Annotated in this window: 12 protein-coding genes; 5 read left to right on the plus strand and 7 right to left on the minus strand. The window is 63.6% G+C overall.

Annotated features, from left to right (window positions below; all coding sequences use genetic code 11):
* Window positions 1-10 precede the first annotated feature (10 nt).
* A complete protein-coding gene (locus tag IGS58_RS16500) occupies window positions 11-1,819 on the plus strand; it encodes a carbohydrate binding domain-containing protein (RefSeq protein WP_230522069.1) in 1,809 nt (602 codons plus the stop codon).
* Between the two features lie 18 nt (window positions 1,820-1,837).
* Here IGS58_RS16500 and IGS58_RS16505 read toward each other — a convergent pair whose 3' ends face one another.
* Entirely contained in the window at window positions 1,838-2,596 is a 759-nt protein-coding gene (locus IGS58_RS16505) for a nucleotidyltransferase domain-containing protein (protein ID WP_230522070.1), read from the minus strand.
* Between the two features lie 106 nt (window positions 2,597-2,702).
* Here IGS58_RS16505 and IGS58_RS16510 point away from each other — a divergent pair, with 106 nt between their 5' ends.
* Both IGS58_RS16510 and IGS58_RS16515 read left to right on the plus strand, forming a co-directional pair.
* Window positions 2,703-3,269 carry a methylated-DNA--[protein]-cysteine S-methyltransferase gene (locus tag IGS58_RS16510; protein WP_230522071.1) on the plus strand — a complete coding sequence of 189 codons (567 nt, stop codon included), beginning with the start codon at window positions 2,703-2,705 and terminating at the stop codon, window positions 3,267-3,269.
* A gap of 59 nt (window positions 3,270-3,328) precedes the next feature.
* Entirely contained in the window at window positions 3,329-3,703 is a 375-nt protein-coding gene (locus IGS58_RS16515; RefSeq protein ID WP_070258986.1) for a DUF1294 domain-containing protein, read from the plus strand.
* A gap of 640 nt (window positions 3,704-4,343) precedes the next feature.
* On the opposite strand, the gene IGS58_RS16520 is transcribed toward IGS58_RS16515, so the two are convergent.
* Window positions 4,344-5,066, minus strand: coding sequence for a hypothetical protein (locus tag IGS58_RS16520; RefSeq protein WP_230522072.1), 723 nt, complete (start codon window positions 5,064-5,066; stop codon window positions 4,344-4,346).
* Between the two features lie 164 nt (window positions 5,067-5,230).
* Here IGS58_RS16520 and IGS58_RS16525 point away from each other — a divergent pair, with 164 nt between their 5' ends.
* Both IGS58_RS16525 and IGS58_RS16530 read left to right on the plus strand, forming a co-directional pair.
* Window positions 5,231-5,410 carry a hypothetical protein gene (locus tag IGS58_RS16525; protein WP_034786014.1) on the plus strand — a complete coding sequence of 60 codons (180 nt, stop codon included), beginning with the start codon at window positions 5,231-5,233 and terminating at the stop codon, window positions 5,408-5,410.
* Window positions 5,411-5,499: 89 nt separating this feature from the next.
* Window positions 5,500-5,748, plus strand: a complete 249-nt coding sequence (locus IGS58_RS16530; RefSeq protein WP_139144250.1) for a hypothetical protein — start codon at window positions 5,500-5,502, stop codon at window positions 5,746-5,748.
* 62 nt (window positions 5,749-5,810) lie between these two features.
* Here the strand turns inward: IGS58_RS16530 and cydX are convergent, their stop codons facing one another.
* From cydX to cydD, 5 genes are all read right to left on the minus strand, one after another.
* Window positions 5,811-5,936 (minus strand): cytochrome bd-I oxidase subunit CydX, encoded by a 126-nt coding sequence (gene cydX, locus IGS58_RS16535; RefSeq protein ID WP_070258990.1) that lies wholly within the window; start codon window positions 5,934-5,936, stop codon window positions 5,811-5,813.
* Between the two features lie 21 nt (window positions 5,937-5,957).
* On the minus strand, window positions 5,958-7,112 hold the full coding sequence (gene cydB, locus IGS58_RS16540) for a cytochrome d ubiquinol oxidase subunit II (RefSeq protein WP_230522073.1): 1,155 nt from the start codon (window positions 7,110-7,112) through the stop codon (window positions 5,958-5,960).
* A gap of 13 nt (window positions 7,113-7,125) precedes the next feature.
* Window positions 7,126-8,703, minus strand: coding sequence for a cytochrome ubiquinol oxidase subunit I (locus IGS58_RS16545; RefSeq protein ID WP_099387367.1), 1,578 nt, complete (start codon window positions 8,701-8,703; stop codon window positions 7,126-7,128).
* Window positions 8,704-8,817: 114 nt separating this feature from the next.
* A complete protein-coding gene (locus IGS58_RS16550; RefSeq protein ID WP_230522074.1) occupies window positions 8,818-10,500 on the minus strand; it encodes an amino acid ABC transporter ATP-binding/permease protein in 1,683 nt (560 codons plus the stop codon).
* On the minus strand, window positions 10,497-12,185 hold the full coding sequence (gene cydD / locus IGS58_RS16555; protein ID WP_230522075.1) for a thiol reductant ABC exporter subunit CydD: 1,689 nt from the start codon (window positions 12,183-12,185) through the stop codon (window positions 10,497-10,499). The genes IGS58_RS16550 and cydD overlap by 4 nt, the downstream gene beginning before the upstream one ends.
* Between the last annotated feature and the right edge of the window lie 87 nt (window positions 12,186-12,272).

Below are 12,272 nucleotides of genomic sequence, written 5' to 3' on the forward strand. Positions count from 1 at the left end.
GGGATATCTGATGGAAATGAAAAAGACGGCTGTCTGGACGGCACTGGTGCTGTTATGCGCCGGCGTGCTGCCGGTGCTTTCCGCAAACGCGGCAGCGCCAGCTTGCACGAACTGCTTTGAAAAACGCTGGATTTATTACGGCGGCAATATTACGGCAGCAGCCTCCACGGCCGATGCCAGTTTCAACAAGGTCATCGAGCTGATTCATGTCGCCAAGGCGGAGGGCTATAACGGCATCGCCCTCAATGCGGGCGGCAGCGGTTCCTATGTGGCCATGCTCAATCCCGCCACGGCGGCAAAATATCCCAATTACTTCCCCAATTTCGCCCTAGTGGTGCAGGCGGCCAAGGATAACGGCATCGAATTGATACCGGTCGGCGGCGGCCCGGAAGTCCCCGTCAGTGCCGCGCCGGACTTGATCGAGGCCTTGCCGGCCATCGATACGCCGTTTATCGTACAAGGCAGGCGCGCGGTGCCTGTTGGCCTGTCTGCCATTGACGATCCCGGTTTTGAAAACAGCAGCCCGGCATGGGAATTGTTTGAAAAAACGGCAGGCAACAGCGTTGTCGACAATACGGTCGCGCACACGGGCCAGCGCTCGATTAAATTCAGCAAGGCTGGAGACAGCAATATGGCCCGGCTGCACCGCAAGTTAAGCAACCTGCGCCCGAACACCGCTTACCGCGCATCGTTCTGGATCAAGACTGAAAACTACCATCCCGACGCCGCATTCAGGATACAGATTACCGATCCCACGGCAAAGGCGCCAATGTATTCGAATGCCAACGCCGGGCTGGGCTGGGGTACGCAAAATGGCGCCTGGAATGGCAGCGGCAACACACTGGCTGGCACGCAGGATTGGAAACAATATAATCTGGACTTCAATACAGGGAATAATCCCCTGACGTATTTGTATATTGGCAGCTGGAAAGTGAATCTGCTGCAGGCTGGCGCCGTCTGGCTCGATGATCTGGACATCAAACAGATCGGCCTGGCCCATACGATACGGCGCAATCCCGCGACCTTGCCCGTCACGGTCAAGTCGGAAGACGGCAGCATCACGTATGTGGAATCGCTCGATTATGTCGTTGGCACGGAAGCGCTGAACCTTCCCGCGCAAAGCAGCATCGGCGAAGGCGCCATCCTGCACGTATCAGCCTACCAGTCGGCGCAGAACATGACCTCCATGTGGAGTACGCCGGCCAGCGCCTGCTATCAGAAATTCTTCGATATCCAGAAACAGTATTACGACAATATCCACGGCCTGCTCGACGGCCCGACGAAATTCTTCCTCTACTACGATGAAAACCGGGTACTCAACTGGGATCCTGCCTGCGGCAACATCACGGCTGGCAAATACCTGGCGCACATGATCGAGAAACACCAGGAAACCCTGCTGCAAGCGTACCCGAATCTGGAACTGTATGTCTGGAATGACATGTTCGATCCGAAGATGAACGCCATTCCCAAATACTGGGCCGTCAACGGCGACGTAAGCAACTCATGGGAAGGCCTGAAGACGACTACGGTCATCGTCAACTGGAGCGATGAAGGGACCGCCAAGCGCAAGGCATCGCTGGAATTCTTCCATGGCCTCGGGCATCGGCAAATGATCGCCGGCTACTACGACGACAGCGCCCTCGACACCGGCAATGTGCATTCCTGGATGGAGGCGCTGGCGCAGGCGGAAAGCAATGGCGTAACGGGCGTCAACGGCTTCATGTACACCGCCTGGCGCGGCAATGCCGGCTATGCCGATGTCAAGGCCGTCGCCGACTACATCAAGAGGCATTATCCGCAGCGCTGGCCGCAGCAGTAAATCCCCCTGGCGGGACAGTTACTGCGGCGCGCTGCGCCAGTGCGCGGGCGCCGGCAGGGTAAAGCCATCGAGCAAGGGGCCGCCGACCGGCGCCAGCACGGCGGCGGCAACCTGCCCGAACGCATGCTGGCCGGCCGGCAAGTCGGCCGCCACCAGGCGCAGCGCGCCATCGAGTTGCCCGGCGATATAGGCGTCGAACGCCAGCAGGCGGCGAAACAGGTGCTTGCCCTCGCCGCTCCACTGTCCCGCCGCGCGCAAGTGCAGGTCGGCCAGCGCCGGATACAGCTGGCAGGCAACGGTCAGCGCCTCGCCCGGGTGACGGCTGTCGATCAGGTCTTCCAGCGAGGTGGTGATGGCGTAGCGGCGCCGCTGCAAATTGTCCACATCGAGCACGGGCGGCCCGGCGGCGGCGATGGCTTGCGCCAGCGCCAGCAGCTGCGCGTGCTGCGGTCCGGGCGCGGCGATGTTCTCGCCTTCCAGCACCATCCTCGCCAGCGGCACCGTGCCGCCCGGCGCATCGATTTCCTTGCAAAAATACGTGAACGTGGCCACGTCATGCGCGAACAGTTCCACCGTGCGCCCTTCGGCCACGATGGTCGAGCGCCAGGCGCAGTCGAGGTGCTCGAACAGCAGCAGCAAGTCGATATCGGAACTGGGCGTCTGCCGGCCCGTGGCGAACGAGCCGCCGATGATGGCCGCCACGGCCGTGGGATACTGCTGCCGCACCAGCCGCGCGGCAATCGCGCGGATATCGTCATAGGTAGGGATCGTCGTCAAAGCACATTCTCCGGGCCGAAAAAGGTTATCCTACACGCGATCGTGCAGACGACATGCACGCTGCCGCCATCCTGCTAAACTGGCGCCATCTGATCAAGGAACAAACATGGAATACGACTGCATCGTGGTGCCCTCGCCCGTGGGCGAGCTGACCCTGGTGGCGCGCGGCGCGGCCCTGACCGCCATCCTGTGGGAAAACGACAAGCCCAACCGCGTGCGTCTGGGCGCGATGCGCGTCGATGACAGTTGCCCCGTGCTGCAGGAAACGGCGCGCCAGCTGGCGGAATATTTCGCCGGCACGCGCCAGCAATTCGACGTGCCGCTCGATTTTGCCGGCACGCCATTCCAGCAGGAAGTGTGGCGTGCGCTGCTGACGATACCGTACGGCCAGACGCGCAGCTATGGCGAGATCGCGCGCCAGATCGGCCGTCCCGCCGCCATGCGCGCAGTGGGCGCCGCCAACGGCAAGAATCCCATTTCCATCATCGCCCCCTGCCACCGCGTCATCGGCGCCACGGGCGAGTTGACGGGTTTTGCGGGCGGCCTGCATGCCAAGGAAACCTTGCTGGCCCTGGAAGGCATCGCCCTGTCCAGCGACCGCGAAGCGCTGAAAACGGGCCACGCCCGCCGCCGCGCCGTGCCCATCGATACGGCGCAAGGCTGTTTGTTTTAAGCTGCAGCATCGCTCCCCTTGTGGGATACTCACGCCCCCCGCTCAAGCAAACACATCATATGCCCTACCTTGTCATCCTGTTCTTTGTTGTTCTGTATTTGCTGGCCACTTTCTTTTTCCACATTCCCGCCCTGGTCGCCCTCGTGTATGGCGTGCTGAGCCTGAGCTGTTTCGTCGCCTATGCGATCGACAAGTCCGCAGCAAAACAGGGACGCTGGCGCACGCCGGAACGCACCCTGTTGCTGCTGGGACTGCTTTGCGGCTGGCCGGGTGCCGTACTGGCGCAGCAATGGCTGCGCCACAAGTCCAGCAAGCGTTCATTCCGCATCGCGTTCTGGATCACGGTCGCCATCAACATCGGCGCTTTCGTGTATTTCAGCATGCATTACGCGGCGCCCGATATCGGCACCGAGGTGGCGCCGATCGAACTGTAAAACTGCCCGGCTTCTCGCTCGTAGAACACCGTTGTCGAGAAGCAGTTCCACCCGCTAAGATGTAACAGTTATTGCAGCGCATTGTTCATGAAAAGATCGCCTGTCAGAATATCAACATATACGATATTCAACCCCATTCATCTACACGGGAAAGCCCTTTTCAAGCATGCGTACCTTGCAATTCCACAATTCCTTCTTGTCACGCCTTGCTGTGGCGATTTGTTTCGCCATCAGTCTGGCCGGCTGCACCAGCTATCGCTTTATTCCCCCGGACTCCGACGCGGGCCGTCAATGCGTGACGAGCTGCGGGACCAATCAACAAATATGCATCGCAGGCAAAGAGCAAGTTGCGGCGGCCCAGGTACAGGCTTGTGAGATGAGGAATGTCAGTACCGTCTCCATTTGCCTGGCAGTTGCGAAAACAGATGCTGACCGGGAACTGTGCTCGAAGAAACGGCAATATTGTTCTTCCAACACAGCTGGAACGTGGCAATGCGAGGCAGATTACAGAGTGTGCTATACGCAATGCGGTGGCAGAATCGAGGAGAGTAAATAAAGTATCGAAAGGCTGATGCCGCCGCACAAGACGCCGCCGTGGCTACCGCGCATCACGAGGCGTGGCGGGTTTGATTCAATATTATTACTCGCCCAGCAAGCGCAGCGATTCCAGCCAGTCCGCCTTCCATTCGCGCAGCAATGGTTGCGTGGCGAAGGCCTTCTTCAGGTGCGCCATCGGCACGCGGTGCACATCGTGCAAGCCGAACGCCAACGTCACCGGATGCCACAGGTGGCTGTTCTTGCCGCCGCGCGAATTCTTGCGCACGCGCGCGCCATCGTCGCCAAAGATGCCCACGCCGCTGGCCAACCCCTTGTCCAGGTCGATCTTGCCCACGCCGGCAAAGGCAATCAAAATCTGCTCGCGTCCCAGGCCCTTCAAGGTGCTGGGCAAGACCACCGGCGCCGCTTTTTCAGCTTCGGCCGGGTCCGGCTGTGGGTGCTGGAGTTCCTTGAGCAAACGCAACAGATCGCGCTCCTGGAAGTGCAAGCCATCGACCGGCACGCGCAGTCCCGGCGCCTTCAGCTCGATGGCGATGTTGCCCGAGTCGCGCGTAAAGCGCAGCCACACGTCATCGGCGCCCGAGGCCAGGTGCTCCTTGTCGCCGATGAACACGACAGGCGCCGCATAGCGCGTTACGCCATCATGGAACAGTTCGGCCCATTCTTCACTGTAATCGAGCCAGACGTAGGGCAAGCCGCCCTGCTCCAGCAAACGTGCCAGGGTCCAAGGCGTGCCCGTCTGTTCAGCCAGCCAGGCACAGGCGTCAAAGGCGGTGGCGCGGTACGGCAAGGAAAGGGAGGTCATGGCGGTTCCGTCGATAAAAGTGGAGCGCAGTGTAGCAGACGCCGCCATCATCCCCGTCGGCAGGCGCAGCGGGCGCGCCTTTTTTGCGCGATGTGCTAGGCTGGAAGCATCAGCACGCGCCACGGCCCCCCGGCCGACTGGCGCACCACCACAAGGGGATCATCATGCATTCGAGCACCAACGCCGCCACCGCACCCGCCCCGCCACCGGAGCGCGATTCGCCCACGCCGGCCAATGAAAGCCATGCGGAGGAAGCGCTCGATGAAGCGCTGAAGGAAAGCTTTCCGGCCAGCGACCCGATCGCCATTGCCACCCCAAAACCGGCCGGCAAGACGCCCTCCTGAAGGCATCTCCCCCATCAGCCACCCTTGCGGTGGCTTTTTTTTGCCGAAACTGAATCTGGCCGCCCCACCCGCGCGTACATGGCTATGCCATGACGAATGAAGTTGCCACGCGGGAAGGAAAAGCCATGCAGCATTACAGCAAAAAAACGGATCCCATGGATCAGCGCCTGTATCTGGCCCAGCGCATCGACCGGGCCGGTGCACGCCTGCAACGCTTGCATGATGCGGCAGAACGGGAACGCTGCGCGCAATGGATCACGGCCTGGGCCGTGGCGGCGGGCGCCGATGCGCCGCGCGGCATGAAGCTGCGCATCCGCGGCGAATTCATTTTGCTGTGATAAAAGTAAAAGCCCCGCCCGATGCATGCGCACGGGGCGGGGCCAGTCAAGCCGACACCTTCCTATTTCGGCGTGTCGCGGTACTGCTCGGGCGTCGTGTCGCCATCGGCGATTTCATACCACATCGCGTTGAGCACGGCGAAGGTCGCCGCCAGCGGAAGACCCAGTATCCAGGCGAAATACCACATAGTTATTCCTTTCGTAAATTCTTAGTAGGCGTGACCGCTGTCGTCCTTGATTGCTTTTTCATCAACCTTACCCCACAGCACTTTATATACCCACGTCGTGTACGCCACGATGAGGGGAATGAAGACGGCCGTGACGACCAGCATGATGAACAGGGTCATGTGGCTGGACGAGGAATCCCACACCGTCAGGCTGGCACGCGGGTCGATCGACGATGGCAGGATGAACGGGAACATGGCCGCGCCCACGCCAAGGATGATGCCGGCGATGCCGGCCGCGCTGGCCAGCAAGGCCGGCACTTCGCGGCGCGCACGCTGGAAGGCAAACGCCAGCAGCGGGCAAAGCAGGCCCAGCGCAGGGGCGATCCAGGTCCACGGATGGGCGGCAAAATTGAGGAACCAGGCGCCCACGTGGACTTCCGCCGTTTTCAGCAGCGGATTCGACGGACCGTCGACCACCACCGTGCTGCTGATGCGGTAGCCATCGACCCACAGCCACAGGGCCACGCCGGCCAGCGCATACAGCACCACTGTCGCGATCGCCGCCACGCTGCCGTAGCGGCGCGCCCGTTCGGCCACGGCGCCGTCCGTTTTCAGCTGCAGCCAGGTGGCGCCGTGCATCACCAGCATGGCGACCGAGACGAGGCCGCACAGCAGGGCGAACGGGTTGAGCAGCGCAAAGAAGCTGCCGTCATAGAAGATGTGCATGTCTGGCGAGAAACGGAACGGCACGCCTTGCAGCACATTGCCAATCGCCACGCCGCAGATCAGGGCCGGCACGAAACCGCCCACGAACAGGGCCGCATCCCAACGGGCGCGCCAGCGCAGATCTTCGCGCTTGCTGCGGAATTTGAAGGCCACGGGACGCACGATCAACGCCACGAGGATGACGAACATGGCCAGATAAAAGCCCGAGAACGAGACGGCGTACAGTTGCGGCCAGGCGGCAAAGATGGCGCCGCCGCCGAGGATCAGCCACACCTGGTTGCCCTCCCACACGGGACCGATACTGTTGATGACGACCCTGCGTTCCAGGTCCGTCTTGCCGACGAAGGGCAGCAGGATGCCCGTGCCCAGGTCGAAGCCGTCCGTGATGGCAAAGCCCACCAGCAGGATGCCGATCAGCAGCCACCAGATCAGGCGCAGTGTTTCGTAAGAAATCATTTCATGCAAAATCATGGTCTGGCCCTCCTTAGGCGCGTTGAGTCTGAATGGCAGCGGGGGCTGGCACGGGGGCCGGCGCCTTCTCTTCCGGCCCCTTGCGGATGGCCTTGAGCATGAGCTTCATTTCGATAATCAACAGCACGGTGTAGATGGCGGCAAAGCCGGCAATCGTGATCAAGAGGGTCGAAGCGCCGAGGTTCGACACGGCCACGGCCGTCGGCAGCACGCCTTCGATCACCCACGGCTGGCGGCCCACTTCGGCCACGATCCAGCCCGCCTCGATGGCCACCCACGGCAGCGGGATGGCGAACACGGCCAGCTTCAGCAGCCAGCGGTGCTTGTCCAGGGTGCGGCGCGTCGACAGGATGAAGAACGTACCAGTCAACAAGATAAAGAACATGCCCAGGCCCACCATCACGCGGAAGGACCAGAACAGGGGCGCCACGGGCGGCACGGTATCGAGCGCGGCCTTGCGGATCTGCTCGGGCGTGGCCTGGCGAGGATCGTCGACATAGCGTTTCAGCAGCAGGGCATAGCCCATGGACTGGCCTTTCGACTCGAACATGTCCTTCGCCTCTTGCGGCACGGGGCTGCCCGGCGCCACGCCGCGGATGGTTTGCAGCGCGTCATACGCCTTGATGCCATCCTTGATCAGCAGCTCGCCGCGGTCGACCAGTTGCTCGATGCCAGGGATTTCCGTCGTCAGCGAACGCGTGCCGATCAAGCCCATGACCATCGGGATGTGCACGGCGTAATGCGTTTCGCGCGCTTTCGCGTCAGGGAAGCCGATGGCCGTAAAGGCGGCCGGGGCCGGCTCCGTGGTCCACATGGCTTCAATCGCGGCCAGCTTCATCTTTTGATGTTCGGACGACAGGTAGCCGCTTTCATCACCGAGCACCACCACTGACAGCGAGGCGGCCAGGCCGAACGAGGCGGCCACCGTCATCGAGCGCTTGGCCAGCTGCACGTGGCGGCCCTTCAGCAGATACCAGGCGGAAATACCCAGCACGAACACGGCCGCGGCTGTATAACCGGCCGACACCGTGTGCACGAATTTGGCCTGTGCCACGGGATTCGTCAGCACGGCGCCGAAATCCGTCACTTCCATGCGCATCGTTTGCGGATTGAAGGCCGCGCCGACGGGATTTTGCATCCAGCCGTTGGCGATCAGGATCCACAGGGCCGAAAAGTTCGAACCGATGGCCACCAGCCAGGTCGTGACTAGGTGGCCCCGCTTCGACAGCTTATCCCAGCCGAAGAAGAACAGGCCGACGAAGGTCGCTTCCAGGAAGAAGGCCATCAAGCCCTCGATGGCCAGCGGCGCGCCGAAAATGTCGCCCACATAATGGCTGTAATAGCTCCAGTTCATGCCGAACTGGAATTCCATGACGATGCCCGTCGCCACGCCCATGGCGAAGTTTATGCCGAACAAGACACCCCAGAACTTGGTCATGTCGCGCCAGATGGGGCGGTTCGTCATCACATAAACCGTCTCCATGATGGCGAGGATCACTGACAGGCCGATCGTCAGCGGAACAAATATAAAGTGGTACAGAGCTGTCAGCGCGAACTGCAGTCTGGATAAAGCGACAATATCGAAGTCCATATGATTTCCTTGGTGTTTCCCTACTGTAATTGTAAACTTGGTATCTATCTGATGCGATTCGATTGGTTCCGCTGCCTTCAGGCTGGCCTGCAGTACCGCCTGTCTCCGTTCTTGTTAATCCCCCCGCAAGCCCGCCAGGGCCGCTTCGAAGCCATCCGTGCCGCGCCGCAGCTCTTCGACGATGCGGCCGTCGCGGATGCGCAGCAGCCGGTCCGCCAGCGCCGCTTCGCGCCGCAAGTGGGTTGCGATCAGCAAGCTGCGCCCTTCGCTGCGCATCCGCAGGCGCTGCAGGACATCGATTGCCGTCTGCGCATTCAGCGCTTCCGTCGCTTCGTCGAGCAGCCACAAGGTCGACTCGTGCAGGAACAGCCGCGCCAGCGCCAAACGCCGCGCCTGGCCGCCCGACAAGCCCAAGCCGCCCTCGCCCAGCATGGTGCCCAAGCCGTCCGCAAAGGCCCGCACTTCGTCGTCCAGGCCGGCTGCCTGCAGCGCTTCCCACAGGCGTTCATCGCTGGCGGAAGGATCCGCCAGGCGCAGGTTGTCGCGCAAGCTGTCCTGGAACAATTCCGTCTTCTGTGTAAACAGGCAGGCGCGCGGCGCAGCCACCGTGCCCGACAGCGGCGCCAGCTCGCGCGCGGCGATGGCCAGCAAGGTCGACTTGCCCGCACCGCTGGGACCGATCAAGGCCACGCGCTCGCCGTCCGCGATGTGCAGCGATACGTCATGCAAGATGGCCACATGGCTGCCCGCATGGGCGGCGCTCACGCGTTCCAGGCGCAAGCCCGGCACGGCATCCACGGGCGGCACCGCTATGTCCCGTCCGGCCAGGCGCGGCGCCAGACGGCGCATGGCCAGCAGCATGCGGCCCGCTTCCAGCGCGCCGCGGCGCAGTCCAGCAAACGGTTCCACGGCCGTCAGGGCGATCAGCAGGGCCAGCGCGGCCAGCGGCACGTTCAGCGCCTGCTGCTCCAGCAGCGCGGCCACGGCCAGCAGCACGCCAGCCAGGGTCGCACTGCCGGCCACGCCATACGCGGCGCCGGCAGCCGTCTCCAGGCGCAGCAGGGCAAAATCGGCTTGCGCCAGCGAGCGGTCGATCTGCGCCAACGCCGCGCATTGGGCGTCGATGCGTCCCGCCATCACCAGGTCCGTCTGGCCCGCCACCAGGTCGATAGTGCCCGAACGCAATTTTTCAATGGCGCGCGAACGCACGATGGCGGGACGGCGGGCGCGCTGCGCGACGATCCAGCTGATGCCCCCGCCGGCGGCCAGCAGCCATGCGGCCAGGCCCAGGCCCAGCTGCCACTGCATCACGCCCAGCGCCACGCCGGCCAGCAAGGCCGCGCACAGGGCCGTGAAGGCGGGCACCAGCAGGCGCAAGTACAGCGATTCGAGCGCGTCGATATCGGCCGTCAGGCGGAACAGCAGCTTGGCGGGCTGGCGCAACAGGCGACTGGCCGCCTCCGGGCGCGACCAGCCGCGGAACAGCCGCACGCGGATGCTGGCCAGCGCGGCGAACGTGGCGTCGTGCGTGACGAGGCGCTCCGCATAGCGCGAGCCCGTGCGGCCGATGGCCAGCAGGCGGATGCCGGCGGACGGGCCGAACACGTCGAACAGGATCGCGGTGGACGCATGCAGGCCGGCGATCGAGGTGGCGGTAATAAACCAGCCGGACAAGCCCAATAACGCCATGCCGGACACCGCCGTCAGGGCCGCCAGCAAGGCGCCGCCGATCAGCTTGCCGGGCTGGGCCAGCAGCAACTGGCGCAGGACGGGGTTGCGTATCAGTGAATTTTTCATGCCTGCTGCTCCTGTACCAGGGCTCGGGCATCGACCTGCACCGTGCGCTGCAGGCGGCCGGCCAGCACGGGGTCGTGTGTGGCGACGATCATCGTCTTGCCTTTCGCCAGTGCCAGCAAGGCATCCGTCACGCGCGCCGCCGTTTCGCTGTCCAGGTGGGCCGTCGGTTCATCGACCAGCAGCAAATCGGCATGCGGGTGCAGGGCCACACGGGCCAGGGCCAGGCGCACGGCTTCGCCGCCGGACAAGCCCTGGCCGCCATCGCTGAGCATGACGGCCGGCTGGGCCTGCGCCACGGCAGCCAGGTCGGCCAGGTGCAGGGCCCGCGTCACCTGCGCGGCATTCGCGCCAACGCGGCCCAGGGTCACGTTCTGGCTGACGGACGCGGCAAACACGTGCGGGCGCTGCCCCATCCAGGCCATGCGCTGGCGCAAGATATTGACCGTGCTGTCGGTCAGGCGCACGCCGCCGATGCGGATGTCGCCGCCGCTGGCGGGCAGCAAGCCGGCCAGCAAGGACAGCAAGGTGGTCTTGCCGGCGCCGCTGGCGCCCAGCAGGGCTACGTGCTCGCCGGCACGCACCTTCAGGTCGAAGCCGTCGAACACGGGCGCCTCGCCAGGATGGGCAAAGCGCAATTGCCGGAGCTCCACGGCGGGCGGTGCCGCCACCGCCATGGCTGCGGCGGAGACGGCGGCAGGCAGTACCTGCGCGCCAGGCAGGGGCACGCCCTCGCCCGCCAGGTCGTGCAAGCCGGCCAGGCCCGCTTCGCCGGCCGCCTTGTCATGCCAAACGGCGGCCAGTTCGCGCAAGGGCTCGAAAAACGCGGGCGCCAGCAACAGGATAAACAAGCCCTGCCCCAGGTTCAGTTCCCGGCCCCAGGTGCCGAAATTGATGCTGCCCAACAAGGAGAAACCGATAAACGCCGCCACCATGGCCACGCCCAGCGCGGAAAACAGTTCCAGCACGGCGGACGACAAAAAGGCGATGCGCAGCACCACCATCGTGCGCCGGCGCACGGATTGCGACGAGGCATCCAGCCGTTCAGCCGTGGCCTCGACGGCGTCGAGCGCGCGCAAGGTGGCCAGGCCGCGCAGGCGGTCCAGCAGAAAGGCGTTCATGCTGCCCATTTCCACCATTTGTGCGCGGCTGGCCGCTTGCGCGCCCATGCCGACAAGGGCCATGAAGACGGGAATCAGGGGCGCGGCGATGAGCAGGATCAAGGCGGCGATCCACGACAGCGGCGTCACCACGGCGAGGATCACTAGCGGCACGAGCATGACTTTCCAGCGTGCCGGCTTGTAGCGCACCAGATACGGCACGATGGCTTCGGCCTGTTCGGCGATGACGCTGGCCGCCTGGCCCGACTGGGCGCGCTGGCGGTCCAGCGGCGAACGCTGCGCCAGCGCTTGCGCCACTTGCGCGCGCAAGGTCGACAGGTGCTCGCGCGCCGCCGCATACATGCGCCGCGCGCCCCACGCTTCGCAGCCGGCGCGCAGCACACCCAGCAGCAGCACGCCAGCGGCCGGCAGCAGGGCCGCACGCCAGGGCGCACCGCCCTGCATGGCTTGCACGGCCCAGGCCAGCAAGGCCGCTTGTGGCAGCCACAGCAAGGCGGCACCGCCCTGCGCCAGGCTGGCGACACGGGGAAGAATAAAGCGGGGCAAGGACAAGGGCGTGGTCGGCATCTTCTATACTTCTTGAGTTTTCAGAGTTTTCTGTAAATTCGATATTTTGTATAATACTGCGAAACATGACATATATCAATTGACCCT

It is taken from the genome of Janthinobacterium sp. EB271-G4-7A (assembly GCF_020858075.1).
In the GTDB taxonomy this organism is placed as follows: domain Bacteria; phylum Pseudomonadota; class Gammaproteobacteria; order Burkholderiales; family Burkholderiaceae_D; genus Janthinobacterium; species Janthinobacterium lividum.

Bases quoted from the DNA above. Each gene is read 5' to 3' on its own strand.
- IGS58_RS16510 (WP_230522071.1), top strand. From the start codon at position 2,703: ATGGAATACGACTGCATCGTGGTGCCCTCGCCCGTGGGCGAGCTGACC.
- IGS58_RS16550 (WP_230522074.1), bottom strand. From the start codon at position 10,500: ATGAAAAATTCACTGATACGCAACCCCGTCCTGCGCCAGTTGCTGCTG.
- cydX (WP_070258990.1), bottom strand. From the start codon at position 5,936: ATGTGGTATTTCGCCTGGATACTGGGTCTTCCGCTGGCGGCGACCTTC.
- IGS58_RS16525 (WP_034786014.1), top strand. From the start codon at position 5,231: ATGCATTCGAGCACCAACGCCGCCACCGCACCCGCCCCGCCACCGGAG.
- cydB (WP_230522073.1), bottom strand. From the start codon at position 7,112: ATGATTTTGCATGAAATGATTTCTTACGAAACACTGCGCCTGATCTGG.
- IGS58_RS16530 (WP_139144250.1), top strand. From the start codon at position 5,500: ATGACGAATGAAGTTGCCACGCGGGAAGGAAAAGCCATGCAGCATTAC.
- IGS58_RS16545 (WP_099387367.1), bottom strand. From the start codon at position 8,703: ATGGACTTCGATATTGTCGCTTTATCCAGACTGCAGTTCGCGCTGACA.
- IGS58_RS16500 (WP_230522069.1), top strand. From the start codon at position 11: ATGGAAATGAAAAAGACGGCTGTCTGGACGGCACTGGTGCTGTTATGC.
- cydD (WP_230522075.1), bottom strand. From the start codon at position 12,185: ATGCCGACCACGCCCTTGTCCTTGCCCCGCTTTATTCTTCCCCGTGTC.
- IGS58_RS16515 (WP_070258986.1), top strand. From the start codon at position 3,329: ATGCCCTACCTTGTCATCCTGTTCTTTGTTGTTCTGTATTTGCTGGCC.
- IGS58_RS16520 (WP_230522072.1), bottom strand. From the start codon at position 5,066: ATGACCTCCCTTTCCTTGCCGTACCGCGCCACCGCCTTTGACGCCTGT.